General features: G+C 62.8%; 24 protein-coding genes. 14 read left to right on the forward strand and 10 right to left on the reverse strand.

Features of this window, described 5'->3' with window-relative positions:
* Window positions 1-51: 51 nt before the first annotated feature.
* Complete coding sequence (locus J2R99_RS06645) at window positions 52-924, reverse strand: MBL fold metallo-hydrolase (protein ID WP_307153656.1); 873 nt, start codon at window positions 922-924, stop codon at window positions 52-54.
* A 37-nt stretch (window positions 925-961) separates the two neighbouring features.
* The gene (locus tag J2R99_RS06650; RefSeq protein ID WP_307153657.1) at window positions 962-2,647 is read right to left on the reverse strand and encodes a thiamine pyrophosphate-binding protein; all 1,686 of its coding nucleotides are present in this window, start codon (window positions 2,645-2,647) and stop codon (window positions 962-964) included.
* Between the two features lie 165 nt (window positions 2,648-2,812).
* Here J2R99_RS06650 and J2R99_RS06655 point away from each other — a divergent pair, with 165 nt between their 5' ends.
* Window positions 2,813-3,589 carry a succinate dehydrogenase iron-sulfur subunit gene (locus J2R99_RS06655; protein WP_307153658.1) on the forward strand — a complete coding sequence of 259 codons (777 nt, stop codon included), beginning with the start codon at window positions 2,813-2,815 and terminating at the stop codon, window positions 3,587-3,589.
* 111 nt (window positions 3,590-3,700) lie between these two features.
* On the opposite strand, the gene J2R99_RS06660 is transcribed toward J2R99_RS06655, so the two are convergent.
* The gene (locus J2R99_RS06660) at window positions 3,701-5,071 is read right to left on the reverse strand and encodes a hypothetical protein (protein ID WP_307153659.1); all 1,371 of its coding nucleotides are present in this window, start codon (window positions 5,069-5,071) and stop codon (window positions 3,701-3,703) included.
* 1,597 nt (window positions 5,072-6,668) lie between these two features.
* Between J2R99_RS06660 and J2R99_RS06665 the strand changes: the two genes are divergently transcribed.
* Complete coding sequence (locus J2R99_RS06665) at window positions 6,669-7,058, forward strand: VOC family protein (RefSeq protein WP_307153660.1); 390 nt, start codon at window positions 6,669-6,671, stop codon at window positions 7,056-7,058.
* 63 nt (window positions 7,059-7,121) lie between these two features.
* Here the strand turns inward: J2R99_RS06665 and msrB are convergent, their stop codons facing one another.
* The 3 genes from msrB to J2R99_RS06680 all read right to left on the reverse strand — a co-directional run bounded on the left by msrB (window position 7,122) and on the right by J2R99_RS06680 (window position 9,052).
* Window positions 7,122-7,640, reverse strand: a complete 519-nt coding sequence (gene msrB, locus J2R99_RS06670; protein WP_307153661.1) for a peptide-methionine (R)-S-oxide reductase MsrB — start codon at window positions 7,638-7,640, stop codon at window positions 7,122-7,124.
* Window positions 7,641-7,736: 96 nt separating this feature from the next.
* A complete protein-coding gene (locus tag J2R99_RS06675; RefSeq protein WP_307153662.1) occupies window positions 7,737-8,117 on the reverse strand; it encodes a rhodanese-like domain-containing protein in 381 nt (126 codons plus the stop codon).
* Window positions 8,114-9,052, reverse strand: coding sequence for a 1-acyl-sn-glycerol-3-phosphate acyltransferase (locus tag J2R99_RS06680; RefSeq protein WP_370872285.1), 939 nt, complete (start codon window positions 9,050-9,052; stop codon window positions 8,114-8,116). The genes J2R99_RS06675 and J2R99_RS06680 overlap by 4 nt, the downstream gene beginning before the upstream one ends.
* 97 nt (window positions 9,053-9,149) lie before the next feature.
* Here J2R99_RS06680 and J2R99_RS06685 point away from each other — a divergent pair, with 97 nt between their 5' ends.
* From J2R99_RS06685 to lpdA, 12 genes are all read left to right on the forward strand, one after another.
* The gene (locus J2R99_RS06685; RefSeq protein WP_307153664.1) at window positions 9,150-9,722 is read left to right on the forward strand and encodes an AprI/Inh family metalloprotease inhibitor; all 573 of its coding nucleotides are present in this window, start codon (window positions 9,150-9,152) and stop codon (window positions 9,720-9,722) included.
* A 193-nt stretch (window positions 9,723-9,915) separates the two neighbouring features.
* The gene (locus tag J2R99_RS06690) at window positions 9,916-10,263 is read left to right on the forward strand and encodes a hypothetical protein (protein ID WP_307153665.1); all 348 of its coding nucleotides are present in this window, start codon (window positions 9,916-9,918) and stop codon (window positions 10,261-10,263) included.
* Window positions 10,264-10,371: 108 nt separating this feature from the next.
* Window positions 10,372-11,502: a cell division protein ZapE gene (zapE, locus tag J2R99_RS06695; RefSeq protein ID WP_307153666.1), complete on the forward strand. Its 1,131-nt coding sequence runs from the start codon at window positions 10,372-10,374 to the stop codon at window positions 11,500-11,502.
* A gap of 158 nt (window positions 11,503-11,660) precedes the next feature.
* Complete coding sequence (gene mdh / locus J2R99_RS06700; protein ID WP_307153667.1) at window positions 11,661-12,626, forward strand: malate dehydrogenase; 966 nt, start codon at window positions 11,661-11,663, stop codon at window positions 12,624-12,626.
* 16 nt (window positions 12,627-12,642) lie between these two features.
* Window positions 12,643-13,836: an ADP-forming succinate--CoA ligase subunit beta gene (gene sucC / locus J2R99_RS06705; RefSeq protein WP_307153668.1), complete on the forward strand. Its 1,194-nt coding sequence runs from the start codon at window positions 12,643-12,645 to the stop codon at window positions 13,834-13,836.
* A 3-nt stretch (window positions 13,837-13,839) separates the two neighbouring features.
* Window positions 13,840-14,049: a hypothetical protein gene (locus J2R99_RS06710; RefSeq protein WP_307153669.1), complete on the forward strand. Its 210-nt coding sequence runs from the start codon at window positions 13,840-13,842 to the stop codon at window positions 14,047-14,049.
* On the forward strand, window positions 14,049-14,957 hold the full coding sequence (gene sucD, locus J2R99_RS06715) for a succinate--CoA ligase subunit alpha (RefSeq protein ID WP_307153670.1): 909 nt from the start codon (window positions 14,049-14,051) through the stop codon (window positions 14,955-14,957). The genes J2R99_RS06710 and sucD overlap by 1 nt, the downstream gene beginning before the upstream one ends.
* Window positions 14,958-15,182: 225 nt before the next feature.
* Window positions 15,183-18,155: a 2-oxoglutarate dehydrogenase E1 component gene (locus J2R99_RS06720; protein ID WP_307153671.1), complete on the forward strand. Its 2,973-nt coding sequence runs from the start codon at window positions 15,183-15,185 to the stop codon at window positions 18,153-18,155.
* A 62-nt stretch (window positions 18,156-18,217) separates the two neighbouring features.
* A complete protein-coding gene (gene odhB, locus J2R99_RS06725) occupies window positions 18,218-19,774 on the forward strand; it encodes a 2-oxoglutarate dehydrogenase complex dihydrolipoyllysine-residue succinyltransferase (RefSeq protein ID WP_307153672.1) in 1,557 nt (518 codons plus the stop codon).
* Between the two features lie 21 nt (window positions 19,775-19,795).
* Window positions 19,796-20,209 (forward strand): MAPEG family protein, encoded by a 414-nt coding sequence (locus J2R99_RS06730; RefSeq protein WP_307153673.1) that lies wholly within the window; start codon window positions 19,796-19,798, stop codon window positions 20,207-20,209.
* A gap of 43 nt (window positions 20,210-20,252) precedes the next feature.
* Window positions 20,253-20,867, forward strand: a complete 615-nt coding sequence (locus tag J2R99_RS06735; RefSeq protein WP_307153674.1) for a LysE family translocator — start codon at window positions 20,253-20,255, stop codon at window positions 20,865-20,867.
* 64 nt (window positions 20,868-20,931) lie between these two features.
* Window positions 20,932-22,335: a dihydrolipoyl dehydrogenase gene (gene lpdA, locus J2R99_RS06740; protein WP_307153675.1), complete on the forward strand. Its 1,404-nt coding sequence runs from the start codon at window positions 20,932-20,934 to the stop codon at window positions 22,333-22,335.
* A 162-nt stretch (window positions 22,336-22,497) separates the two neighbouring features.
* Here lpdA and J2R99_RS06745 read toward each other — a convergent pair whose 3' ends face one another.
* The 4 genes from J2R99_RS06745 to J2R99_RS06760 form a co-directional block, all read right to left on the reverse strand.
* Window positions 22,498-22,743, reverse strand: coding sequence for a hypothetical protein (locus J2R99_RS06745; protein ID WP_307153676.1), 246 nt, complete (start codon window positions 22,741-22,743; stop codon window positions 22,498-22,500).
* Window positions 22,744-22,891: 148 nt separating this feature from the next.
* On the reverse strand, window positions 22,892-23,857 hold the full coding sequence (locus J2R99_RS06750) for a tyrosine recombinase XerC (RefSeq protein WP_307153677.1): 966 nt from the start codon (window positions 23,855-23,857) through the stop codon (window positions 22,892-22,894).
* Between the two features lie 78 nt (window positions 23,858-23,935).
* Window positions 23,936-24,592 carry a fructose-6-phosphate aldolase gene (fsa, locus tag J2R99_RS06755; protein WP_307153678.1) on the reverse strand — a complete coding sequence of 219 codons (657 nt, stop codon included), beginning with the start codon at window positions 24,590-24,592 and terminating at the stop codon, window positions 23,936-23,938.
* Between the two features lie 162 nt (window positions 24,593-24,754).
* Entirely contained in the window at window positions 24,755-25,780 is a 1,026-nt protein-coding gene (locus tag J2R99_RS06760) for a sodium:calcium antiporter (protein ID WP_307153679.1), read from the reverse strand.
* Between the last annotated feature and the right edge of the window lie 131 nt (window positions 25,781-25,911).

The raw sequence follows: 25,911 nt of genomic DNA on the forward strand, positions 1-25,911 counted from the left end.
GAAGTCGTAAAACGTCGCTCTGGCCAGCTCCCCGGGGAAGACTTTCGCCGTTCAATTGGGGTTGGCGCGGCAATAGCGAGCCGTTCGGCTCGGCGGGCCGAGGCTTGCGGCCTCGCCGCGCGCGACGAGATCGAAAAGATGCGCGAGCGTCGACTGCGCTGCCGCCTCACGCAGGTTTTCGGCGATGCCTTGATAGACCCGCTCGACGATCACATCGATGGTCACAGGATCCTCGCCGAGGGCCGCGAGGATCGTCTTCTCGCGCTGACGGCGATGCTGGAGAAGGGCCCGGACAAGCCGTTTCGGTTCCGTAACGGGGCCACCATGCCCGGGCCAGTAGATGTCGTGGTCGCGATCGAGCAGGCGCCTCAGAGAGGCCATGTAGTCGCCCATATTGCCGTCCGGTGGGATCACCACCGAGGTCGACCAGCCCATGACATGGTCGCCGGAAAACAGGGCCTTCTCTTCCTCAAGTTCGAAGCAGAGATGGTTGGCTGCGTGGCCTGGGGTTGCGAGAGCCGTCAGCCTATAGCTCCGGCCTTCGATCGTATCACCGTCCTCAAGGATGCGGTCCGGCTTGTAGGCGGATACGCTTTCGCGCGTGCCGCGGCAGCCGGCAACCATCGCCCCGGTCGCTTCTGCGAGGGGGGCGATCGCCGGGTAATGGTCGCGGTGCGTGTGCGTCAGCAGGATATGGCGCACCTGTTCGTCTGCGACCGCCGCCAGCAGGGCCTCGATATGGGCCGGATCGGCGGGGCCCGGGTCGATCACCGCAACCTCGCCGGTGCCGACGATGTAGGTGCAGGTGCCGCGAAAGGTGAAGGGGCTCGGATTGGGCGCAAGCACCCGGCGCACGCGCTGTGACAGGCGCACGCATTCGCCGGGGGCGCCCTCCAGCGTCAGGTCGAATGGGAGCTCGCTCATTGCCACCCGGCTCCTTCTTCTTCTTCTTCGGGCGTTGTCAGCCGGCCTTGCTGCCGCGCAGCTCGCTCAATGTGCGCGCCGGAGTGATGGCTTCCGGATCGATGAAGCAATGCAGAATCGCCGGCTTGCCGGACACGAGCGCCCGCTCAAACGCCGGTGCGAACTCCTCCGTCTTCGCCACCGTCTCGCCATGGCCGCCGAATGCGCGCGCATAGGCGGCAAAATCGGGATTGGAGAGCCGCGTTGCCGAGATACGGTCGGGATACCGCGATTCCTGATGCATCCGGATGGTGCCAAACATGCTGTTGTCGACGACGATCACGATGATCGGAATGTCGTGCTGCACGGCGGTCGAGAATTCCTGGCCGTTCATCAAGAAACATCCGTCACCCGCAAAAGCGACGACGATGCGCTCCGGATAGAGACGTTTGGCGAGGACTGCGGCCGGCACACCATAGCCCATGGATCCCGAAACCGGCGCAAGCTGCGTCGCAAAGCGGCGGAAACGGTAATAGCGATGGATCCAGCCCGCGTAATTGCCGGCGCCGTTGCAGATGATCGTCTCGGGCGGCACGCGGTCCCGCAGCCAGGTCATCGCCTCTGCGTATTGGAACCGACCGGGCACGGTGAGCGGCTCGCCCGACCAGTCGAGGAAGTCTTGATGGGCCGCACCCGCCTCCTGCGCGGGGGCGCCGATCTCGAGCTCGGCCCGCACAAGCGCCTTTGCGAAGGCCTGAGGCGTCGCCTGGATGGCAAGCGTCGGCTGGTAGACTCGACCTAGCTCTTCGGCCCCCGGATGCACGTGCACGAATTTCTGGGCCGGCACGGGCACGTCCACGAGCGTGTAGGATGACGACGGCATTTCGGAGAAACGACCGCCGACGAGAAGAATGAGGTCGGCCTGGCGCACGCGTTCGGCAAGCTTGGGATTGGGACCGATGCCGAGATCACCTGCGTAATTGGGGTGGTCTGAGGGAAAGAGATGGGCGCGGCGGAAAGAGGTGGCGACCGGAAGGCCGGTGCGCTGCGCAAAGGCGGCGAAGTCCGCGACGGCCGTCTCGCTCCAACGCGAGCCGCCGAGAATGGCAATCGGACGCCGGGCGTTGCGCAGAAGACGGGCGAACTCGTCGAGATCGTCGGCCCCTGGCCAGATCTCGGCCGCTTCGACGCGCGGCGCATCCTCGACGACCGCCTCGTCGACAAGCATGTCCTCGGGCAGGACCACGACGACCGGGCCGGGGCGCCCCTGCATCGCGGTCCGGAAAGCGCGGGCGACCAGTTCCGGCAGGCGCTCCGCCTCGTTCACCTCGACGACCCATTTGGCGAGCCCGCCGAAAAAGGCGTTGTAATCCACTTCCTGGAAGGCTCCGCGCTCGCGCATGCCGCGCTCAACCTGTCCAATGAACAGGATCATCGGCGTGGAATCGTGCTCGGCAATGTGCACGCCATGACTTGCATTGGTGGCGCCTGGCCCGCGCGTGACGAAGCAGACGCCGGGACGGCCGGTCAATTTGCCGTAGGCTTCGGCCATCATCGCCGCACCGCCTTCGTTGCGGCAGACGAGCACATCGATGGAGCGGTCATGCATCGCATCGAGCGCTGCAAGATAACTCTCCCCCGGCACGCAAGTGAGACAGCTGACGCCCTGCGCAACCAATTGATCGATCAGGATCTCGCCGCCGGTGCGCGATTTCGTTCCGGCCTTGGTCACTCGCTCTTCCATTCACCCCTCGTCGGTCTCGCACTTGCAATCGACGCCCTCATGCGCGCAAGAAGAGGTTGGCGCAAGCCGGCCGAAGCTTTCTGCAGCACTCAGTATGCGGTAAGCGGATGATCCGGGTCCACCTGCCGCCCATGTGAATGGCGGTTCTACGCACGGCGAAAATCTATGGTTCAGCTGACTCTTCCGAAAAACTCGACAGTTCACCGCGGCAAGGTCTGGCCGAAGCCCGCGGGCAGCAAACACAAGGAATTCCAGATCTATCGCTGGGATCCCGAAGACGGCCGCAACCCACGTCTCGATACCTATTATGTCGATACGGACGATTGTGGACCAATGGTTCTCGATGCCCTGTTGTGGATCAAGAACAAGGTCGACCCGACTTTGACGCTGCGCCGCTCCTGCCGGGAAGGCATTTGCGGCTCCTGTGCCATGAACATCGACGGATCGAATACGCTCGCCTGCACGACGGGCTGGGGCGATATCCACGGTGTCGTCAAGATCTACCCGCTGCCGCATATGCCGGTGGTGAAGGATCTCGTGCCCGATCTGACGCATTTCTATGCGCAGCATGCGCTGATCGAGCCGTGGCTGCAGACGGTGTCGCCGACACCGGAAAAGGAGCACCTGCAGAGTCATGAGGATCGCGAAAAGCTCGACGGGCTCTACGAGTGCATTCTTTGCGCCTGCTGCACGACGTCTTGCCCGAGCTATTGGTGGAACGGAGATCGGTATCTCGGCCCGGCCGCACTTCTGCAGGCCTATCGCTGGATCGTCGATTCGCGTGACGAGCGCACCGGCGAACGTCTCGATCAGCTGGAGGATCCGTTCCGGCTTTACCGGTGCCACACGATCCTGAACTGCGTGCAGGTGTGCCCGAAGGGTCTCAACCCGGCGAAAGCGATCGGTGAAATCAAGAAGATGATGGTTGAGCGGCGCGTCTGAACGCGAAGTCGCGCAAGACACGGGCACCGCGATTTCGACCAGCGGTGCCTGAGGCAAAAAAAAGCCCCGCAGCACGACGCTGCGGGGCTTTTTCGTGTCTTGTGCGGCGATCTAGATGATCGGCGAACCCTGCGGGAAGAGCCAGGTGCCGCCATCGGCCCACTGGCGCTCCGGCAGGCGGGCGCGGATCCACTTCACCATCGCGTAGTAGAAGCTTTCCTCGCTGCGCGCCGGTGTGCGGGCCGCAATCGGAGCCTGGGCGGGCGTCTGCACAGGCCGCTGCTGGCGAACCTGGATCGGCCGTCCGGCCTGGCGCGGAACACTCGGAACCGTGCGATAGACACGCGCACCATTCTGAGCGTTTGCCTGGGCCGTGTGAGCCGCCGGCTTCTGCTGCGCAGCACGCACGCTCGGGAAGAGCCAGGACGAACCATTCACGCTCGTCTGTGCCACGCCATTTGCTCGGGCAGCCGCCGGGGCACGGCTGGGTGCCTGCTGCGGCTGTGCCTGGCGGGTTGCACGGATCGGCGCTCCGGCATTCGAGCGGTAGAGATATCCCGCCGTCGCGACACCGTTCGTGGCGCGAGCGGACGCGGCCTGGCGACCATTGGCCTGCTGCTGGGCCGGCTTTGGCGCCGTCTCTGCCTGTGCACGCTGATGTGTGCCCGGGAAGAGCCAGCTGCCACCGTTTTGTGCCGCGCGGGCTGGTGCCCTCTCACGACTTGGTTGTGTGGCCGTGCGGAAAAGCCAGCTCGTCTGGCCTGCACTTGCGGTTCCTGCCGTCCTGGCCGGTTGCTGTTGGGCAGGTTTGCTGTTGGTCTGAGCCTGGGCGCGCGCATGCGTGCCTGGGAACAGCCAGCTTCCGCCCCTCACTGCCGGCTGTGTCGGCTGTTTGGCAGACGTCTCTGCGCCGTTCTGTTTCTGCGCGCCGTTCTGAATCGTGGCATTGCGATAAAGCCAGCTTCTCTGCGGCGCGCTGTTGGTTGCCGGCGATTGCGCTTGCGATTCGGCTTCGACGGCCTGGCCGCGCCCATTCGGGAAAAGCCAACTGCTGCGCTGAACCACCTGTTGGGCGGGTTTTGCCGCCTCGGCTTGGCCGTTGGTCTGCGCTGCGCCATTTCGGGGTGCGGCGTTGCGGTAGAGCCAGCTCGCCTGCGGAGCGCCGGTCTGGCGTGCAGGCTCGGAATTCTGGCTCGATGCCTGCTGCTGAGGCGCAGAATTGCGATAAAGCCAGCTCACCGGCGCCTGGGGTTTCGCCGGCTCGGCCTTTGCATCTTCCTTCGCCTTGGAGCTGCCGGTGAACCAGCTGCTGATCGTCTCGAAGGGCGAACCGAGCGCCGATGCTTCCGCCTTGCCCTTTTCCTTGGCTTCGGAGGCAAGACGGTAAACCCAGCTCATCACCTCGGCCGGGGCCGACTGCTCGGGCTCTTCGCTCTCCTGCGGCGCAGGCTTGCGATAGAACCAGCCCTGAGGGGCCGACACCGCGGTGTCCTTGAGCGCCGCCTTGCCGTTTGCATGGCCATTCGCCTTGCCGTTTGCCTGTGCGGCTGGCGTACGGAAGAGCCAGCTCGAGGGGGTCGCGGCGGGCGCAGCCTGCGGAGCGGGGGTTGCCGTGCCGTTTGTCTGCGGCGCGGCGGGCTTACGGTAAAGCCAGCTCGGAGAGGTTTGTTCTCGAGCCGGTGGTGCGGCTTTCGCCGCGGCGGCGGGACTCTGGGCAGGCGCGCTCCGCGCCTGTGGGAAGAGCCAACTGCCACCGTTGTTTGGCGCTCGGGCCGGCTGGCCGCGCGCGCCATTCACCGGTTGGGTGGCGGGCATCATGTTCCTCGTGTTGATGGGCTGAGAGGCTGAGCGGTTCGCGGACGGGCGAAAGGGGGGATTGCCCCCGTAGGCCGACCTTGGGTGGGGCGCCTGCGATTGACGGGCCGGGCGCGCGGCCGGAACTTGATTGTCGTGCGAAGGAGCAGCGGAAGCGGGGCGCGCTAAGCGCGGCCTAAGCCAGCTCGCCTGCTGTTCGTCGGCGCGGCGATCACCGCGCGAGACCTCGGGGTTGTGCGTGTCGCGCTTCGCGGGAGCCCTGGCTGGCGGATTGGACGCGAAAGCCTCCCCGTCAGGGCGGGCTGCCGGCCCGTCCTCCCGATTGAGACGGCTCTTCAGGTTCCGACGGAAGAGATCAACCATCTCCCGCATCGGCTTCTGCAGCCGTTTGGCGACCATGTCCTCCATCGAGAGGCCCTGCCTTATCGCGATCGTCATCATGTCGAAGAAACGCAACAGGAGTGCAGCCGCATGAAATCTGGCCGGCTTCGGCCAACTTCGGCGATTGCAAGAGGGATTCTACAACGATTCACGCCTTTTCTCCAGGAGAGGTTCTGATCGAAACGGTCGCGGAGGCGAATTGAGTCGCAATCATGGTGGTCGCGTGCCGCCGGAACCGCCGAAGAGCGCGCTTTCTTTCCCTCCTGTCCGCGCGCTTGTGCCGCTGCGCAGCGGAACGCGGCGCTCAGCGGTGCATGCGCAAGGACAAACGGTGCGGGCATTCAAGTTTCCCTTCGAAAGCACGCCTGGAACGTGGCTTTTCAATCCACTGACACCGGCGAGTCTAACCTGTCAAGAATCCTCCAGACAGGTTTCGCACTCTACTGACTCTGGATCATGTCAGCGAATATTTCTTAATGAATAATTAACGCTAGTAATATGGGAAGTATTAACCAAACTGAACCGCACGAGGCAGAGTCATCATAGACTGCTCGACAAAGGAGTCGGTTCCAGCGCGAACAAGTTGTGGTGGGTCGCGTGAGCACGGATCAGGCGAAAAGTGATTGCGCCATACCTGCTATCGAGGTCGTCGATTTTGTCAGGTCCGCGCTTCCTTCGGACGCTATCGCCGCCAATTTTCGGCGCAAAAGCCCGCAGAACCGCGCGAATTGATTCGCTTTCCAGGCAAAAAGGAGGATGAGCTCGGTACGGAGACGTTCCCCATAGCGGGGGTGAAGCCGAGGCCGCCTCGCACCTGGCGACAATATCCGCAGCGCGTTTCGTCTCGTCTCGAAGATGTGGCTTACGAAGGAAAGCGCCGGCAATGATCGACCATCTCGGCATCACCGCAAGGAATTTCGCGGCCTCTCGGCTCTTCTATGAAAGAGCTTTGGCGCCGCTGGGCATGAATGTGGTCATGGCGCTCGGCAAGGAAGAAACGGGCGGCTATGAAGGCGCGGGCTTCGGCGCCCACGGGAAACCCTGCTTCTGGGTCCAATCCGTGCCGAACGGTCAGGTTTCTGGCGTTCATGTGGCCTTTGCCGCGGCCGACAGGGCCGCTGTCGACGCGTTTTACCGCGCCGGTCTCGCAGCCGGTGGACGTGACAATGGCGCACCCGGGCTGCGGCCCCACTACCACCCGAATTATTACGGCGCCTTCGTTCTCGATCCTGACGGCAACAATATCGAAGCAGTCTGCCACCAGCCCGAATAAGCGCCAGGCGGACCGGCGAAGGGCGGTCGCCGTCGGCGGCCGTTTCGGGCCCCCCTTCGCGGGTCAGCCCAGAACCGGTTCGCCGCCACCGGCGGGCTTGAAGACGAGCGCCACGCCGTTGATGCAGTGACGCTTGCCGGTCGGCTGGGGTCCGTCGTTGAAGATGTGACCGAGATGGCCGCCGCAGTTGGCGCAATGCACTTCCGTGCGCGGGTAGATGAGCTTGAAGTCGCGCGATGTGGCGACGGCGGAGGGCTCGATCGCCTCATAGAAGCTTGGCCAGCCGGTGCCGGAATCAAACTTGGCTTCGGAGCTGTAGACGGCATTGTCGCAGCCGGCACAATGGAAGACACCCTGGCGATGCTCGTCATTGAGCGGTGAGGTGAAGGCGCGCTCCGTGCCCTCGTCGCGCAGCACCGAAAACTGCTTGTCGGTCAGCTTCTTCTTCCATTCGTCCCGGCTCAGTTTCACCGGAAAACCGCTGCCGGCTGCAGCGCCGGCCCGGCCCGCCGAAAAGACCCCGAGCCCGCTCAGCGCGGCTATGGCCGCGCTTCCGGCAAAAAGACTGCGTCGTGAGAGCATGACGCTCCTCCCTTGAATGGACCCGCTCTAAAATGGGTGTCTTGCGGGAGGAGGGAAAGAGGCCTCACCGGCTCGTGAGGGGCGGTGAGGGCCGGCTCAGTTTCCCACGCGCTTTGGCTGGCCGGTGGCAAAGTCGGTGGTGATGAGCGGAAGGCCAGCCTGCTTCCAGGCGGCGAGACCGCCTTCAAGATGGGCTGCTTTGGCGAAGCCCGCCTCGATCGCCTTGCGGCTGACGAGCTCTGAGCGCTTGCCGGAGCCGCAATGGAAGACTACGGCCTTATCCGACTGGGTCGGCAGGTTGGCGGCATCGAGTTCCGACATTGGCGCGAGCAACGCGCCTGGAATGCGCTCGAAGGCGAATTCCGCCGGGGTGCGCACGTCGATCAGAACGATCTCCTGCGCATCGAGTGCTTTGCGCACCTCCTGCGGCGTCATGGTCTCAAACGGCACGCCGTTGATATTTTCTGTCTTGCTCATGTGTTGTTTTCCTTCGCGGTGAAGGGGAGGTCGGGGTCCTTTGCGAGGCTCTCGACACAATAGGTGTGCAGCTGTTGGGTCAGCTTGGCGGCGCTCCCTTGCAGCGCCGTATGCGGGATGAGCGGCCCGAAGTTGATCTTGAAGGTCTTGCCGCGCTTGTTGAGCAGCTCGTGAAACACGGTCATGTCCCGCAACTCTGTCAGACCCTGATTGCCGAAGAGATAGAACAGCCAAGAATTGCGTGCCGTGACGCGGCAGGGCAGGACCGGAACCTTATGCTTTTGGGCAAGCGACACGGCAGAAACCTGCCAGGGCCGCTCGTTCAGGCGGCCGCCCTGCCAATAGGCGATGCGGCCCGCCGGAAAGACCACGATGGCGCGCTCTTCTGCGAAGGCCTTGGATGAGAGGCGCAGCGTCTCGCGCGTCTTCGTCAGGCTGCGGTGCTCTTCGCGCCATTCCACCGGAATGAGATGCTCCACCAAACGTTCATTCACGCGCACGGCGTCACGGTTGGTGAAAATGGAGATGTCGCCGCGCACCTGTCGCACGGCGTCATAAACGGCCACCCCGTCGGCGATGCCCGTCGGGTGATTCGCTGCAATAATGAACCCGCCCTCACGCGGAATGCGCGAAATTCCGGAGATCTCCAGGTTGAGGGACAGAAGCTCGCTGATATAGCGCATCCCCGCAGTGCCCGGCAGCGGACCCAGCGTATCGGCCATCTCGACCGCTTCGCGATAATGAAGGATCTTATAAAGAAGCGGCCGATAAAGCGGCCAGAGGGGATTGGCGACCAGTCCAATGCCGCGTTCGGCGATGAGCTGATCGACGATATGGCCTCGCCTTTGACGGACTGCCGTTCTCAGCGCCCGCTGGCGCGCCCTCTGCATCCAGCCTAGTTCAGCCATCGCCATCTGCGCCGCCCTTCGTGACAAACCGCCTAGGACGTGCCAGAAGTCGGGTCAAGTCGAGTCTCAGGCTCTCCCGCCAAAAGGCTCGCCAGGTGTTGCACCATCACACGAGAGTCTCGTCATGTCGCATTCCTGGCGCGCGATCGCCGTATCTGCCGCGCTCGCTGCCTCCCTCGCCGCCTGTCAGTCCGCTTATTTCGGCGGCCAAAGCAACAACGGCTATTCTCCCCCTCCGCCGCCGCGGCCGCTGGCGGCAGCGCCGGTGGGAACTGTGTCGCAGAGCGAGCTGCCGCCCCCGGGCGGGGCGAACGCCGCTAACGATCCGATGATGGGCGAACCGCCGGATCTCCGGCCGGGCGCGGACGGCACCGTGCAGACGGCGACTGCTACGCCTCCATCTTCAGGCGGCGCACCGATCGGCCGCACAGATCTTCTTGGCGGCTGGACGGTGTCCTCCGGCGGCGACAGCTGTCAGCTGTTCATGTCTTTGACGAGCTGGTCGGGTGGCTATCGGGCCTCGACCCGTGGCTGCACGTCGCCGGCGCTGCAGGCTGTCTCCGCCTGGAACCTCTCAGGCAATCAAGTCACGCTGCTTGATCAGGGCAGCAGCACGGTCGCTCGCCTCTATTCGACCTCCAAAACTCAGTTCAATGGTCAAACAGAGGCAGGTGCCGCAATTTCAGTCGCTCGTTAGCCCGCTTATTGTGCAAGTGCTGTTGCACAAATGCGCCAGCACTCATCAATTGGTTTGGTAGCGATTCCAATAGATTGTCGCCCTTTCTTGGCTTTGTCACACTTCGATGACGCCGAGTTCTTCGCGTCGGCCTCGCCGGGATCAAGCTTCCGGCAAGCTCGTCACGGGAAGCTCGGTCGAACGCAAGGAGTGGATGATGAGAAAGCCATTTGCAGTTGGGGCGCACATCGTTCGCTCCGCCGTTCTGGCCGCAGCGGCCGCCGCGCTCTCAACCAGCGCCATGGCGACGAGCCCGATGCTGTCCGTGCCGAAATGCGCCGAGCATGACGACATGGTGCGGATCCTCGCAAAAGAATACAAAGAGACGCCGAAGGCGCTCGGTCTCGTGGGCGGCCAGCGCGTCATGCAGGTCTTCGTCTCCAAGCAGGGGACCTGGACGATCGTGGTGACCCGGACCTCCGGTGACACCTGCATCGTGGCGGCCGGCCAGAATTGGGAAGAAGTGCCGATGGAAGTCGGCCAGCTCGATCCGCGCGCTTAACGCCTCAGTCTCGAAAGCCCAGCCGTCCCGCGAGATCGTGTCGACGAACCGGCACTCCTGACGAAATCGCACTTGCACCCGGGCGCCGGCCATAGCACATCGCGGGCGATGAAAAATCCGGTCTCTCGAACCTATGATCGCCTGGCGGCGGAAGGCGGCATCACCCCCGACCCCGTCCAGAAAGAGCTCGCTTCGCGGCTCGACGCGCTGCTTGCCGCGCTTGCGGAAGAGCGCACAAAATCGAAAAAGAGCCCGCTCGGATGGCTGTTTTCCGGGGGGCGCCGGCCCGAACCTGTTCCCGGCCTCTACATCTGGGGTTCGGTCGGGCGCGGCAAGACGATGCTCATGGACATCTTCTTCGAGGCCGCTCCCAACACGCGCAAGCGCCGGGCGCATTTCCACGATTTCATGGAAGACGTGCACGAGCGCATCGCCCACTTCCGCCAGCGCCTCAAGGCCGGCGAGGTGGAAGGTGACGATCCGATCAAGCCGGTGGCACGCGACATCGCGACCGAGACCAGGCTTCTCTGCTTCGATGAATTCGCCGTCAACGACATCGCCGATGCGATGATCCTGGGCCGGCTTTTCGAGAAGCTCTTCGCCGAGGGCGTGACGCTCGTCGCCACCTCAAACGTGCCGCCCGACCGGCTTTACGAGAACGGCCTCAACCGGGCGCTCTTCCTACCGTTCATCGACCTTATCAATAAGTCTAACGCCGTATTCCATCTCGATGCGCCGCACGATTACCGTCTCGATAAACACGGCGAGGAGCCGCTCTATGTGACGCCGCTCGGGGAGGCGGCCGACGAGATCCTCGACGCGCATTTCGAGCGCCTCTCGGGTGAAGCCCGAGGGACTGCGCAGCAACTGAGCCTGCGCGGCCGTCATCTCGATGTGCCGGAAGCGGCAGGCGGCGTTGCCCGCTTCGGCTTTCACGAGCTTTGCGAGAAGCCTCTCGGCAGCGCCGATTATCTGAAGCTTGCCAAGACCTTCCACACGATCATCGTGTCCGGGATCCCGGTCATGAGCCCGCAGACGCGCAACGAGGCGAAGCGCTTCATCAATCTCATCGACACGCTCTACGATCAAAAGATCCGCTTCATCGCGTCGGCAGAGGCGGAGCCGGATGCCTTGTGGCAGGGCACGAGCGGGGCGGAAGCCTTCGAATTTCAGCGCACGGCGTCGCGCCTGACGGAGATGCGTTCGGACGCCTGGCCGGGCGAGGTATCCGAGCGCTGATGAGTGAGGCCGGGCTCTCGCGAGCCCAGTTCGGCGCGCCATTCCGCGCCCGCTGCAGAGCTGGCCAGCGCTTGCCACGGTGCGACATTCGCGCTACTCCGCGCACTCTCTTTTGAGAGTTCTTCGCTCTCGTTATCTACGTCTAGGGAAGGTTCTTCATGGCTCGCAGCAAGATTGCGCTCATCGGTGCTGGACAGATCGGCGGCACGCTCGCCCATCTCGCCGGACTGAAGGAGCTCGGCGACATCGTCCTCTTCGACATCCAGGAAGGTATTCCGGACGGCAAGGCGCTCGATATTGCCGAATCCTCTCCCGTCGACGGTTTTGACGCGCGCCTCGTCGGCACCCAGTCTTACGAGGCAATCGAAGGCGCCGACGTCGTCATCGTGACGGCCGGCGTGCCGCGTAAACCGGGCATGAGCCGTGACGATCTTCTCGAGATCAACCTGAAGGTGATGGAGCAGGTCGGCGCGGGGCTCAAGAAATACGCGCCCGATGCCTTCGTGATCTGCATCACCAATCCGCTCGACGCCATGGTGTGGGCGCTGCAGAAATTCTCCGGCCTGCCCGGCAACAAGATCGTCGGCATGGCGGGCGTGCTCGATTCCGCACGTTTCCGCTACTTCCTGGCGGAAGAGTTCAACGTCTCCGTCGAAGACGTGACGGCCTTCGTGCTCGGCGGCCACGGCGATTCCATGGTGCCGCTCGTGCGCTATTCGACGGTCGCCGGCATCCCGCTGCCGGATCTCGTCAAGATGGGCTGGACCACGCAGGAGCGTCTCGACAAGATCGTGCAGCGCACTCGCGACGGCGGCGCGGAGATCGTCTCCTTGCTGAAGACCGGCTCGGCCTTCTATGCGCCGGCGGCCTCCGCCATCGCCATGGCCGAGAGCTATCTGAAGGACAAGAAGCGCGTGCTGCCTTGCGCGGCGCAGCTGACGGGCGAATATGGTCTCGACCAGATGTATGTCGGTGTGCCGACGGTGATCGGTGCGGGCGGTGTGGAGCGTATCGTTGATATTTCGCTCGACCGCAGCGAGCGTACGGATTTCGAGAAGTCGGTTGCCACCGTGCAGGGGCTCATCGAGGCCTGCCGCAAGATCCAGCCGGCGCTCAACAGCTAAACGGCAGGGGGGCCGGATGAACATCCACGAATACCAGGCAAAGGCTGTCCTCAAGGAATACGGGGCGCCGGTCGCTGCCGGCGTCATGATCACGTCTGCCGATGAGGCCGAGGCGGCGGCCAAAAAGCTGCCGGGTCCGCTTTATGTCGTCAAAAGCCAGATCCATGCCGGCGGCCGAGGCAAGGGCCGCTTCAAGGAACTCGGCGAGGATGCCAAGGGCGGCGTGCGGCTCGCCAAGAGCATTGAGGACGTTGTCGCCAACGCCAAGGAAATGCTTGGCCACACCCTCGTCACCAAGCAGACGGGGCCGGCCGGCAAGGTGGTCAACCGGCTCTACATCGAAGACGGCGCCGACATTGCGCGCGAGCTCTATCTTTCTCTGCTCGTCGATCGCAGCAGCGGTCGTGTCGCCTTCGTGGCGTCGACCGAAGGCGGCATGGATATCGAAACCGTCGCCGAAGAGACGCCGGACAAGATCCTGACCCTGCCGATCGATCCGCTCGCCGGCGTCAGCGATGCCGATGCGGCGAAGCTCGCCGCGGCGCTCGAGCTTGAGGCTCCCGCAAAAGACGAATTCGGGCAGCTTGCCCGAATTCTCTACAAGGCGTTCGCCGACGAGGATATGAGCCTTCTGGAAATCAATCCGCTGATCGTCATGAAGGATGGGCATCTCAGGGTGCTCGACGCCAAGGTGTCCTTCGACGGCAACGCGCTCTTCCGGCATCCGGAGATCGTCGAGCTGCGCGACAAGACCGAAGAGGATGCCAAAGAGATCGAGGCTTCCGAGCACGATCTCGCCTATGTGGCACTCACTGGCGATATCGGTTGCATGGTGAACGGCGCGGGCCTCGCCATGGCCACGATGGACATCATCAAGCTCTACGGCGCTGAGCCGGCGAACTTCCTCGATGTCGGCGGCGGCGCCTCCAAGGAGAAGGTGACGGCCGCCTTCAAGATCATCACCGCCGATCCGAATGTGAAGGGCATCCTGATCAATATCTTCGGCGGCATCATGCGCTGCGACGTGATCGCGGAAGGCGTCATCGCTGCGGTCAAGGAAGTGGGCCTCAAGGTTCCGCTCGTGGTGCGCCTCGAGGGCACCAACGTGGCGCTCGGCAAGAAGATCATCGAGGAAAGCGGCCTCAACGTCATCGCCGCCGATGATCTCGACGATGCGGCCAAGAAGATCGTCAAAGCCGTCAAAGGCTGATCAATGGCCGAATTCATCGCCGTCTGGCTTCCTCTGGTCTGCATCTTTCTCGTCTTCGGCGCCTTGATGGTGATCGTGTCGAAAAAACAGATGCGCAGCTATTCGAACCATGTGGCAGAGGTGAAGGCGATCAACGACGAGATCGTTGCCGTCAACCGTGAGGTGATCGCCGAGCTTCGGGAGATCAAACAGATTCTGAAGGACAAGAACTGATGTCCATTCTCGTCGACAAGAATACCAAGGTCATCGTCCAGGGGCTGACGGGCAAGACCGGCACGTTCCATACCGAGCAGGCGCTCGCCTATTACGGCACCAAGATGGTTGCCGGGGTGCATCCGAAAAAAGGTGGCCAGACCTGGGAGAACGGCGTCGAGGGCGCCGCCGAACTGCCGATTTTCGCTTCCGTCGCTGAAGCCAAGGAAAAGACGGGCGCCACGGCCTCTGTCATCTATGTGCCGCCGGTGGGTGCCGGCGCTGCCATCGAAGAGGCGATCGACGCGGAAGTCCCCTTCATCGTCTGCATCACCGAAGGCATTCCGGTGATGGACATGGTCAGGGTCAAGGCGAAGCTCGACAAATCGAAGTCCCGGCTTCTCGGCCCGAATTGCCCGGGCGTGTTGACGCCGGAAGAGTGCAAGATCGGCATCATGCCAGGCTCGATCTTCAAGAAGGGCTCGGTCGGTGTCGTGTCGCGCTCTGGCACGCTCACCTACGAAGCGGTCTTCCAGACGACGAATGCCGGCCTCGGCCAGACGACGGCCGTCGGCATCGGCGGCGATCCGGTCAAGGGCACGGAATTCATCGACATCCTGGAAATGTTCCTCGCCGACGATGCGACGGAATCGATCATCATGATCGGTGAAATCGGCGGTTCGGCTGAAGAGGACGCTGCGCAGTTTCTCGCCGACGAGAAGAAGAAGGGGCGGTGGAAGCCGACCGTCGGCTTCATCGCCGGACGCACGGCACCTCCGGGACGCACCATGGGCCATGCCGGTGCCGTCATCTCCGGCGGCAAGGGTGGTGCCGAAGACAAGATCTCTGCGATGGAAGCGGCCGGTATCGTCGTTTCTCCCTCGCCCGCCAAGCTTGGCGACACGCTGGTGGAGGTTCTCAAGGGCTGATGCCTTTGCGCCGCGCCGCGAGCCGTGCGCGGGCGGCGCCCCAGCCTGCTCAAACGGAGAAGTGGAGCGGAATTTTCCGCTTTTTGGATCGTTTCGCAGTTGGCGAAAGCAGCCGATTACACTAACTCCGCGTTTGCAAAAGGCGTATAGATTGCGCCAGGTCGTCGCAGGGGCGGGCGTCGGCGCAAACCGAGAAAGGCGTAGGATAAGTTCCTGCGGAAGGCTATGGCACGGCAAATCTCGAACGAAGCCCTCCGACAATCTTCGTTTCTTTACGGCGGCAACGCCGAATACCTGGAGCAGCTTTACGCGCGCTACCAGAACGATCCTGCCTCCGTCGGCGACGGATGGCGGGATTTTTTTCAAGAGCTGAAGGACGAGAAGAACGACGTCATCCGTGAGGCGCGGGGCGCGCCCTGGGAGCGACCCGACTGGCCGATCGTCGCAAACGGCGAACTCGTCTCCGCTCTCGACGGCAATTGGCAAGGCGTCGAGCGGCATATCGATACGAAGGTCCGCGCCAAGGCCCAGAAGGCTGGCGTCGATCTCTCAGAGCCGGAAGTCCTGCAGGCGACACGTGATTCCGTCCGCGCCCTGATGATGATCCGCGCCTATCGTATGCGCGGCCATTTTCACGCCAATCTCGATCCGCTCGGCATCGCCGCCATGCGCGACCACGAGGAGCTGCATCCCTCTTCCTATGGCTTCACGGAAGCCGATTACGAGCGGCCGATCTTCCTCGATTGGGTTCTCGGGCTCGAATTCGCCACCATCCCGCAGATGCTGGCGATCCTTCGGCGCACCTATTGTTCGACGCTCGGCGTCGAATTCATGCATATCTCCGCCCCGGACGAGAAGGGATGGATCCAGGAGCGCATCGAGGGGCCGGACAAGGAGATCACGTTTACCGACGAGGGCAAGCGCGCCATCCTCAACAAGCTGATCGAGGCGGAAGGCTTCGAGAAGTTTCTCGACATCAAATATACCGGCACGAAGCGCTTCGGTCTCGACGGTTCGGAGGCGCTGATCCCGGCGCTCGAGCAGATCATTAAGCGTGGCGGCCATCTCGGGCTGCGGGAAATCGCCTTCGGCATGGCGCATCGCGGCCGCCTCAACGTGCTCGGCCTCGTCATGGGCAAGCCGTTGCACGCCATCTTCCACGAATTCAAGGGCGGCTCCGCGCAGCCCGACGACGTCGAAGGTTCGGGCGATGTGAAGTACCATCTCGGGGCTTCCTCCGACCGTGAATTCGACGGCAACAAGGTGCATCTCGGCCTCACCGCCAACCCCTCGCATCTTGAGATCGTCGATCCGGTGGTGCTCGGAAAATCACGCGCCAAGCAGGATCGCTGGGAGGAGCCGAACGAGGAAGGAATCCGCGAGCGCTCGAGCGTTCTTCCGCTCCTCATTCACGGCGATGCGGCCTTTGCCGGCCAGGGCGTCGTTGCCGAGTGTTTCGGGCTTTCGGGCCTCCGCGGCCATCGCACCGGCGGTTCGATCCATTTCATCATCAACAACCAGATCGGCTTCACCACCAATCCGCGTCTGTCGCGCTCTTCGCCTTATCCGTCCGATGTCGCAAAGATGATCGAAGCGCCGATTTTCCACGTGAACGGAGACGATCCGGAGGCGGTGGTGTTCGCCGCGAAGGTGGCGACGGAATTCCGGCAGCGCTTCAAGAAGCCGGTCGTCATCGACATGTTCTGCTACCGGCGCTTCGGGCACAACGAATCCGATGAGCCGAGCTTCACGCAGCCGCTGATGTATCGCGAGATCCGCAAGCATCCGACGACGCTTGCGGTCTACGGGAAAAAGCTCATCGAAGAGGGGCTGACGAGCGAAGAACAGATCGAAGAGCGCAAAGCCCAGTGGCGCGCGCAACTCGACGAGGAATTCGAGATCGGCCAGAACTACAAGCCGAACAAGGCCGACTGGCTCGACGGCATGTGGATGGGCCTGACGACGCCGAAAGCCTCCGATGAGCGCCGGGTCGGGCGCACGGGCGTCGAGCTCGAACGCCTCAACCAGATCGGCATGGCGCTGACCGAAGCGCCGAAGGATTTCAAGATCCACAAGACCATCCGGCGCTTCCTCGACAATCGGCGCAAGATGCTGGAAACGGGCGAGGGCATCGACTGGGCGATGGGCGAGGCGCTCGCCTTTGGCAGCCTGCTTGCCGAGGGCCACAAGGTGCGGCTCTCCGGCCAGGACGTGGAGCGCGGCACCTTCTCGCAGCGCCACACGGTGCTCTACGACCAGGAGACGGAAGAGCGCTACGTTTCGCTCAACAATCTCGGCCGCAAGCAGGAGACCTTCGAGGTCGTCAATTCGATGCTGTCGGAAGAAGCTGTGCTCGGGTTTGAATACGGCTATTCGGTTTCCGAGCCGCGCGGCTTGACCCTGTGGGAAGCGCAGTTTGGCGATTTCGCCAACGGCGCGCAGGTGATCTTCGACCAGTTCATCTCGTCGGCCGAGCGCAAATGGCTGAGAATGTCAGGCCTCGTCTGTCTTTTGCCGCATGGCTACGAGGGGCAGGGGCCTGAGCATTCTTCGGCCCGGCTGGAGCGCTTCCTGCAGATGTGCGCGGAAGACAATATGCAGGTCGCCAATTGCACGACGCCTGCCAACTACTTCCACATTCTGCGCCGTCAGCTGCACCGGAACTTCCGCAAGCCGCTCATTTTGATGACGCCGAAGAGCCTGCTGCGCCACAAGCGGGCTGTCTCCAAGCTCGATGAATTCGTCAAGGACACGTCCTTCCATCGGATTCTCTTCGACGATGCCGATCGCAACGAGGGCGAGGGCATCCGCTTGAAGCCGGACGCGGACATCCGCCGTGTCGTCGTCTCCTCCGGCAAAGTCTATTACGACCTCTTCGAGGAGCGCGAAGAACGCGGCATCGACGATGTCTATCTCTTGCGGCTGGAACAGTTTTATCCGTTCCCGATGACGGCGCTCACCAAGCAGATGGCACGCTTCCCGAAGGCAGAGCTCGTCTGGTGTCAGGAAGAGCCGAAAAATATGGGCGGATGGGCTTTCGTGAAGCCGCGTCTGGTCAATATCCTGAATACGCTGGAGTTGCCCCAGGAGAAGCCGCGCTATGCCGGCCGACCGGCTTCGGCGGCGACCGCCACCGGCGTCATGTCGCGACATCTGCAGCAGCGGGCGAAATTTCTCGACGAGGCGCTCGGCGAATAGGCTGGGCGCTCCATTGTAGCTTATGACAGGCGCCGTAACGGCGCGACGAAACGGGACGATCAATGACAACGGACATCAAGGTTCCGACGCTTGGCGAATCGGTCACGGAAGCCACCGTCGGCCAATGGTTCAAAAAGGAAGGCGAGGCGGTGTCTCGCGACGAGCCGCTCGTCGAACTTGAAACCGACAAGGTCACGGTGGAAGTGCCGGCGCCTTCCGAAGGCACGCTGGAATCGATCGTCGTCAAGGCAGGCGAGACCGTCGAGGTCGGAACCCTTCTCGGCTCCATCGCCGCGGGCGACGGCAAGGCGAAGCCGGCAGAGAAGCCGGCTGCCGCAGCCTCGAACGGCAGTGGCAAGGCGGAGAAATCCGCCGCCGCGCCGAGCGCCGAGCGAGCCTCAGAGGATGAGGGCGGGGAAGGCGAGCTGATCGACATCGTCGTTCCCTCCGCCGGTGAATCCGTGACGGAGGCCGATGTCGGCGAATGGCTGAAGCAGGAGGGCGAGGAGGTCGCTCTCGATGAGGCCGTCGTCGAGCTTGAGACGGACAAGGCGGCCCAGGAGATCCCGGCCCAAGCGGCGGGTGTCTTGGCTGAAATCATCAAACAGCAGGGTGAGACGGTGACCGTCGGTCAGGTCCTCGGTCGCATCCGCGTCGGCGCCAAGGGCGCCAAAAAGGCGGAGGCTCCGGCGCCCAAGGCAGAGAAGGCGGAAGCAGCACCGAACGCCGGTGAGCGCAAACCCGCTCCTTCCGCCGCGAAGATGATGGAAGAGAAGGGGCTTGCCGCCGCCGATATGGATGGGTCCGGCAAAAAAGGCCAGGTCCTCAAAGGCGATGTGCTGAGAGCTCTCGAACAGGGATCCGAGCAACCGCAGGCGAAGCCCTCGGCGCCTCGCGCTCCTTCGCCGGAAGCCGACGAGAGCCGCGAAGAAAGGGTGAAGATGACCCGCCTTCGCCAGACCATCGCTCGGCGGCTGAAAGAGGCGCAGAACACCGCGGCGATGCTCACCACGTTCAACGACGTGGATATGGGCGCCGTCATGGATCTCAGGAAGACTTACCGCGACCTCTTTGAAAAGAAGCACGGCGTCCGTCTTGGCTTCATGGGCTTCTTCGTGAAGGCGGCGGTGGCCGCACTCAAGGAGATCCCGGCCGTCAATGCGGAGATCGATGGCACCGACCTCGTCTACAAGAACTATTATCACATCGGCGTCGCCGTCGGGACCGACAAGGGCCTCGTCGTGCCGGTCGTGCGTGACGCGCAGGACATGTCGGTTGCCGAGATCGAGAAAGAGATCGGCTCTCTCGGCAAAAAGGCGCGCGACGGCTCGCTCACCCTTCAGGACATGCAGGGCGGCACCTTCACCATCTCCAATGGCGGGGTCTACGGCTCCTTGATGTCGACGCCGATCCTCAACGCGCCGCAATCGGGCATTCTCGGCATGCACCGTATTGAGGAGCGGCCCGTCGTCCGGAACGGTCAGGTCGTCGTCCGGCCGATGATGTACCTGGCGCTCTCCTACGATCACCGCGTCGTCGACGGCCAGGAAGCGGTGACCTTCCTCGTCAGGATCAAGGAAGCGATCGAAGATCCGCAGCGTCTCGTGCTCGATCTTTAAGGCATCGCCAAGGGGGCTTGAATGGAAGCGGCAGCGGCCGGTCTACCCACTGAGATGACGCTTCTTGGTTGGAGCGTCATCCTCCTGATCCTCCATATCATCGTCCAGTCCGGTGCGGCGACGCGCGAGACGGGGCTCGATTACAATGCGAGCCCGCGCGACGAGGGCAACAAGGCCTGGGGCGTCATGGCCGGGCGCTCGTCGCGGGCCCTGAAAAATTTCGTGGAAACCTATCCCGCCTTCGTGGCTATGGCGCTGGCGCTCGCGGTGACCGACAAGACCGGCGGCCTTGGCGCGTTGGGTGCGCATGTCTGGTTCTGGGCACGTATCGTCTATCTGCCGCTCTATCTTTTCGGTATTCCTTATATCCGCAGCATCGTATGGATGATTTCCGTCGGCGGCATTTTGTTGATGCTATGGACGCTCTTCTTCTAGGGCCGATGCTGTAGCGGTCAGGGCCGCAACGAAAGGAGGCCCCATGAGCGTCGAATTCTTCCTCACCTCGCTTTTGATCATTCTTATTCCGGGTACCGGCGTCGTCTATACGCTGGCGGCCGGTTTGTCCGGCGGGCAGCAGCGGGCGATCGTTGCCGCCCTTGGGTGCACGCTCGGTATCGTGCCGCATCTCACGGCCTCGATCCTCGGCCTGGCTGCGATCCTGCATGCGAGTGCCACGCTTTTCGCCTTCATAAAGTATCTCGGCGTCGCCTATCTTCTCTATCTCGCCTGGCAGACGCTCAAATCCGCGGGACCGCTGGCGCTCTCAGGCCGACAAGAAACGCCGAAACGTGCGCTATCGATTGTACGCAACGGCATCCTCATCAATGTTCTCAATCCGAAGCTGTCGATCTTCTTCGTTGCCTTCCTGCCGCAGTTCATCACGCCGGGAGCAGACTCGCCAACGGGTGAACTCCTCGTCTTGTCTCTCCTGTTCATGGCGATGACCTTTGTCGTCTTTGCACTCTATGGCGTGTTTGCGGCTGCCATGCGCGCAAAGGTCTTGCAAAACGCGCGGCTTATGCGCTGGCTGCAGCGGACGGTGGCCGTTGCTTTCGCCGGTTTCGGCCTGCGTCTGGCTTTCGCCAGTCGTTGATGCGGCCGGGCCGCCACCTACCTTAGTGACCTATCCTTCGAGAATTCTGGAGTAATCAGCCGACATGCCTGACACCTACGATCTCATCGTCATCGGCAGCGGACCGGGCGGCTATGTCTGCGCCATCCGCGCCGCACAGCTCGGGCTCAAGACGGCAGTCGTGGAAAAGCGCCCAACGTTCGGTGGCACCTGTCTCAATGTCGGCTGCATTCCGTCCAAGGCGCTTTTGCACACGTCGGAGATGTTCGAGCAGGCGGCACATGGCTTCGCCGATTTCGGCATCAAGGTGAAGCCCGAGCTCGATCTCGAAGCGATGCTGGCGCACAAGGACAAGACGGTGAAGTCGAACGTCGACGGCGTCGCCTACCTCTTCAAGAAGAACAAAATCGACACGTTCGAGGGCGTCGGGCGCATCGTTCAGGCGGGCGAGGTCGAAGTGACGCCCGAGAAGGGTGAGGCGATGCGCCTTTCCGCCAAGTCTATCGTCATCGCGACCGGGTCGGAATCGGCGCCCTTGCCGGGCGTCGAAGTGGACGAGAAAAAAATCGTGTCTTCGACCGGCGCTTTGAAGCTCGGCAAGGTGCCGGAGAAGCTCGTCGTCGTCGGTGCCGGCATCATCGGGCTCGAACTCGGCTCGGTGTGGCGGCGGCTCGGCGCCAAGGTCACAGTCGTGGAATTCCTCGATCGCATCCTGCCGGGTATGGACGGAGAGGTGGCGAAACAGGCTCAGCGCCTCTTCAAGAAGCAGGGCATCGATTTCCATCTCGGCACCAAGGTGACGGCCGTCGAAACCGAAAAGAAGGGCCTGCGTGTCTCCGTCGAGCCGGTCAAAGGCGGGGATGCGGAGAAGCTCGACGCCGATATCGTGCTCGTGGCGATCGGCCGCCGTCCCTATACGGCGGGGCTCGGGCTCGAAGAGGCGGGGGTCACGCTCGACGAGCGCGGCCGGGTTGCCACAGGCAAGGATTATAAGACGAATGTCGACGGCATCTATGCGATCGGCGACGCGATCGCGGGGCCGATGCTCGCCCACAAGGCGGAGGATGAAGGCACGGCAGTCGCCGAAATTCTCGCCGGCCAGCGAGGCCATGTGAATTACGATGTGATTCCGAGCGTCGTCTATACGGAACCGGAAATTGCCGTCGTCGGACGCTCCGAAGAGGAGCTGAAAGAGGCCGGTATCGCCTATCGCAGCGGCAAATTCCCCTTCAGCGCAAACGGGCGCGCCCGCGCCATGAATGCCACGGACGGTTTCGTCAAAGTGCTGGCCGACGAGAAGACCGATCAGGTTCTCGGCGTGCATATCGTCGGGCGCGGCGCTGGCGAGATGATCCACGAAGCTGCCGTCCTCATGGAATTCTCAGGCGCCGCTGAAGATCTCGCGCGCACCTGCCATGCACATCCGACAATGTCGGAGGCCGTTCGCGAAGCGGCCATGGCGGCCTGGTTCAAACCCGTTCACATCTGAGGACAGGCTCGGACGTCAACTCCACCCTAGCCCGGCACAGGCCGGGCCAGGGGCGGTGAAAAGCGGCCAGGCAAAAAAAAGCGCCGGCTCTGTGGCCGGCGCAGACGTTATCCGGTTGCTATTGGCAACCTGGACTGGAGTACGTGAAAAACGCGTGGGCGCCTATTTGGTTCCACCCGTGCAGGCCGTGTCGCCCGCAGCACAGTCTTTTTTCGGAGCGGCGTTGCGCTCATCGCTGCCGACGACCTGCGGCAGCGTCACAGGGGTGGTCGCCATCGCCACCTTTTCCTCAGCCGGCGCTTTGGAGGCCATCACCTGCTGGCGGTGAAAGCTGCAATCGGCGCTGGCGGCAGATGCCAGCAGGAGGAAGGCGGCGGTCGCGCTGACGCATGTCAAAACCTTACGCATGAATCTCTCCTTGTTCCCTCTTGTCTCTCCACGAACAAAGCTCTCGCTATGTCCGAAAAGGGAAGTTAGCGCGACAAGGCGACCGCACTAAGGTCGATTCTGCCTCAATATTCGTCATCTCGAAAATGTGATGATTTGAGAAGAGCGGTCACGAATGCCGGTGATTGGCAGCGCGTGGATGTGCTTTTGCATAGATATCGAGGAGCCGGGCCGCATCGACATCGGTATAGATCTGTGTCGTCGACAGGCTCGCGTGTCCCAAGAGTTCCTGGATGGTTCTGAGATCGCCACCGTCGCCGAGAAGATGGGTGGCGAAGGAGTGGCGCAGCGCATGTGGCGTGACGCTCGGCTCCAGTCCCAGGGCAGAGCGGAGCCGCTCCACGAGTTTCTGGATGATGCGGGCCGACAGAGCACCACCCTTGGCGCCGCGAAACAGGGGTTCGCTTGGCGCGAGAAGATAGGGGCAGAGACGGATATAGGCTTCGATCGCCTCGCTGACCTTTGGCAGAACCGGCACGATACGCGTCTTGCCTCCCTTGCCGGTGACGCGAAGCGTATCGCGCCCCCCGACCGGCGCATCGGCGCGCGAAATGCCGAGAGCTTCGGAGATGCGTAAGCCGCTGCCGTAAAGCAGGAGAAGGACGGCGCGATCGCGCGCGGCCAGCCACGGCTCCTCCGTCAATGTGTCGGCGGCGTCCGTGAGCGTCAGCGTATCGGTGACGGACAGCGCCTTCGGGAGGCTTTTTTTCTGCTTCGGACTGCGCACGGCCTCGAAAGCCGAGGTGGTCGGGACGTCGTGGCGTGCGCAAAAACGCGCCAGCGAGCGGCATGCGGCGAGCTGGCGGGCGAGGCTGCGCGAGCCCGCCCCGGAAGCGCGGCGGGCGGCGAGGAAAGCGCGGATATCGCCGGGCGTGAGAGCCGCGATATCGGCGGTTCCCGGCGGTGCTCCGAGATGCTTCGTCAGAAAATGCGCCAGTTGCAGAAGATCGCGCTCATAGGCTTCGAGCGTCTTTGGCGACAATCGCCTCTCGTCGCGGAGATAGCTCATCCAACGCTGCAAAAGTGCGGCGAGATCGGGCGCAAGCGCAACGAGAAAGGTCTCTTCGGTGGCCATGGCGCGAGTATCACGCGCCATGGTTAAACAAATGCATAGGGGCGTAACAGATTGGTTCTACGTCCTTTTTCATCTGAGTTAGAGGATTGACTGACCGGCCTTCTTCCAATCCGCGAGGAAGGCTTCCAGCCCCTTGTCGGTGAGCGGGTGCTTGATCAGAGAGCGCAGCACCTGCGGCGGCACCGTCACCACATCAGCGCCGATCATCGCCGCCTGCTTCACATGGTTGGGCGTGCGCACGGAGGCCGCGAGGATCTCCGTCTCGAAGTTCGGATAATTGTCGTAGATGATGCGGATCTCTTCGATCAGCTCCATGCCGTCGAGATTGATGTCATCGAGCCTACCGATGAAGGGCGAGATGAATGCCGCGCCCGCCTTGGCCGCGAGCAGGGCCTGATTGGCGGAAAAGCACAAAGTGACGTTCACCATGCGGCCTTCGTCTGCGAAGGTGCGGCAGGCCTTGAGGCCGTCCAATGTCAGCGGCACCTTGATCGCCACATTGTCGGCGATCTCGGCGAGTTTGCGGCCCTCCTTCAGCATCGAGTCGTAATCGGTTGCGGCCACTTCGGCCGAAACCGGTCCCGATACGAGATCGCAGATCTCTGCAATGACGTCGGTGATCGGGCGCCCCGCCTTCATGATCAGCGAGGGGTTGGTGGTGACGCCGTCGAGGAGCCCGGCTTCTGCAAGCTCGCGGATCTCGGCGGTGTCGGCGGTGTCCACGAAGAATTTCATAGTGTCTGCCTCGTCGCTGCGCGTTGTCGTCGCGCGTGATAATCGTCTGCCTTCTCTAGAGCTTTCGTCCGTGCCTTTGAAGGCACGACGTGCATGCGGTGTGTGCAAGGCTTTTCGGGTGCTCGCTCGCGTGGCGAGGGGCAACCTACAGAAAGCTGATATCTAGAGCGCCATCGCGGCTGCCAAAACGGCGCCGACATAAAGCACCAGGATTCCCACTGTCTCGAAACCGACATTGGCGAAGCCGTAGCGCTCGCGGCGGATGAGGCCGAGGAGGAGCACAGCGGTCATGGCGATACCGATCAGGGCCCAGAATTGGGTCGATGGATCGATGGCGTTGTAGATGGAGCCGTCGCGATAGGCGACGTCGGCGGCGGAGAGGAACAAGACGTCGAACGTGTTGCCGCCGATGATGCCGCCAAGCGCAAGCTGCAATGCGCCCCGCCGCACGGCGGCGAGCGTGGTCACGAGTTCTGGCAGCGAGGTGACGGTCGCCGTCATCAGGGCGCCGACGACGCTGCCGCTGATGCCGGTCTTCTGGGCGATCGTCGTCCCGGTTTGCGCCACGACGTAGCCGGCGACGGCAACCACGATCACCATGCCCGCAAAGGAGAGCACCAGGTTGAGCGTAGAACGACCCTGCTCGTCTTCTTCCGGTACGTCATGACGGGTGTCGGCGGTGTCGAAGGGTTTCCACATCGGCTGATCCCGGTCCTGCCGACTGAGCCTCAGGCCGAATATGTAGATTGCGATCAGGATGATGCTCGCCGGGTGTACGCCGAAGAAGGTGATCGGCGGCAGCACTCCGGCAATCATCGGGATGCTGAGAAGAAGGATGAGCAGCGCGGATTGCGAGAGATTGGTCGGGTCGGCGGCCGCATGTTCCAGATTCGCCTTTCGATAGGTGATGTCGGCCAGAGCCAGGAATGCGGTCTGCGCGGCGATGCCGCCGAGCGAATTGGCGTAAGCGAGATCGATGTTGCCGGTGGCAGCTGCCGTGACGGAGGTCACCGTGCCTGCCGCCGATGTCGTCGCGCCCAAAAGCACCGCTCCCGCGATCGCCTCGCCGAGGCCCGTGCGGTCGGCCAGAATATCGGCGACAGAGGTGAGCTTCGTGCCGATATAGGCGATGGTGGCCGCGGCCACGATGAAGAGCCCGACCGCGAAAGACAGGGAGAGTTCTGGCAAGAAAGGATCCGCTTGGTTTGCCTAGCCAACTGAAGAGGCAATGCCCGGTTCCAAACATTGCCGGCGGAGTTCTTCATCGGCCTTACGGTCCGGGACACAGAGATTTTGCTTCGTGCTTGCGAATCGCCGCC

Source organism: Rhodopseudomonas julia (genome assembly GCF_030813515.1).
GTDB lineage: Bacteria > Pseudomonadota > Alphaproteobacteria > Rhizobiales > Afifellaceae > Afifella > Afifella julia.

What these genes read in the sequence shown, in the direction of transcription:
- mdh (WP_307153667.1), top strand. Translation starts at nt 11,661, where the DNA reads ATGGCTCGCAGCAAGATTGCGCTCATCGGTGCTGGACAGATCGGCGGC.
- J2R99_RS06665 (WP_307153660.1), top strand. Translation starts at nt 6,669, where the DNA reads ATGATCGACCATCTCGGCATCACCGCAAGGAATTTCGCGGCCTCTCGG.
- J2R99_RS06745 (WP_307153676.1), bottom strand. Translation starts at nt 22,743, where the DNA reads ATGCGTAAGGTTTTGACATGCGTCAGCGCGACCGCCGCCTTCCTCCTG.
- J2R99_RS06685 (WP_307153664.1), top strand. Translation starts at nt 9,150, where the DNA reads ATGTCGCATTCCTGGCGCGCGATCGCCGTATCTGCCGCGCTCGCTGCC.
- J2R99_RS06710 (WP_307153669.1), top strand. Translation starts at nt 13,840, where the DNA reads ATGGCCGAATTCATCGCCGTCTGGCTTCCTCTGGTCTGCATCTTTCTC.
- J2R99_RS06675 (WP_307153662.1), bottom strand. Translation starts at nt 8,117, where the DNA reads ATGAGCAAGACAGAAAATATCAACGGCGTGCCGTTTGAGACCATGACG.
- sucC (WP_307153668.1), top strand. Translation starts at nt 12,643, where the DNA reads ATGAACATCCACGAATACCAGGCAAAGGCTGTCCTCAAGGAATACGGG.
- msrB (WP_307153661.1), bottom strand. Translation starts at nt 7,640, where the DNA reads ATGCTCTCACGACGCAGTCTTTTTGCCGGAAGCGCGGCCATAGCCGCG.
- J2R99_RS06750 (WP_307153677.1), bottom strand. Translation starts at nt 23,857, where the DNA reads ATGGCCACCGAAGAGACCTTTCTCGTTGCGCTTGCGCCCGATCTCGCC.
- sucD (WP_307153670.1), top strand. Translation starts at nt 14,049, where the DNA reads ATGTCCATTCTCGTCGACAAGAATACCAAGGTCATCGTCCAGGGGCTG.
- J2R99_RS06650 (WP_307153657.1), bottom strand. Translation starts at nt 2,647, where the DNA reads ATGGAAGAGCGAGTGACCAAGGCCGGAACGAAATCGCGCACCGGCGGC.
- lpdA (WP_307153675.1), top strand. Translation starts at nt 20,932, where the DNA reads ATGCCTGACACCTACGATCTCATCGTCATCGGCAGCGGACCGGGCGGC.
- J2R99_RS06645 (WP_307153656.1), bottom strand. Translation starts at nt 924, where the DNA reads ATGAGCGAGCTCCCATTCGACCTGACGCTGGAGGGCGCCCCCGGCGAA.
- odhB (WP_307153672.1), top strand. Translation starts at nt 18,218, where the DNA reads ATGACAACGGACATCAAGGTTCCGACGCTTGGCGAATCGGTCACGGAA.
- fsa (WP_307153678.1), bottom strand. Translation starts at nt 24,592, where the DNA reads ATGAAATTCTTCGTGGACACCGCCGACACCGCCGAGATCCGCGAGCTT.
- J2R99_RS06720 (WP_307153671.1), top strand. Translation starts at nt 15,183, where the DNA reads ATGGCACGGCAAATCTCGAACGAAGCCCTCCGACAATCTTCGTTTCTT.
- J2R99_RS06735 (WP_307153674.1), top strand. Translation starts at nt 20,253, where the DNA reads ATGAGCGTCGAATTCTTCCTCACCTCGCTTTTGATCATTCTTATTCCG.
- J2R99_RS06655 (WP_307153658.1), top strand. Translation starts at nt 2,813, where the DNA reads ATGGTTCAGCTGACTCTTCCGAAAAACTCGACAGTTCACCGCGGCAAG.
- zapE (WP_307153666.1), top strand. Translation starts at nt 10,372, where the DNA reads ATGAAAAATCCGGTCTCTCGAACCTATGATCGCCTGGCGGCGGAAGGC.
- J2R99_RS06730 (WP_307153673.1), top strand. Translation starts at nt 19,796, where the DNA reads ATGGAAGCGGCAGCGGCCGGTCTACCCACTGAGATGACGCTTCTTGGT.
- J2R99_RS06690 (WP_307153665.1), top strand. Translation starts at nt 9,916, where the DNA reads ATGATGAGAAAGCCATTTGCAGTTGGGGCGCACATCGTTCGCTCCGCC.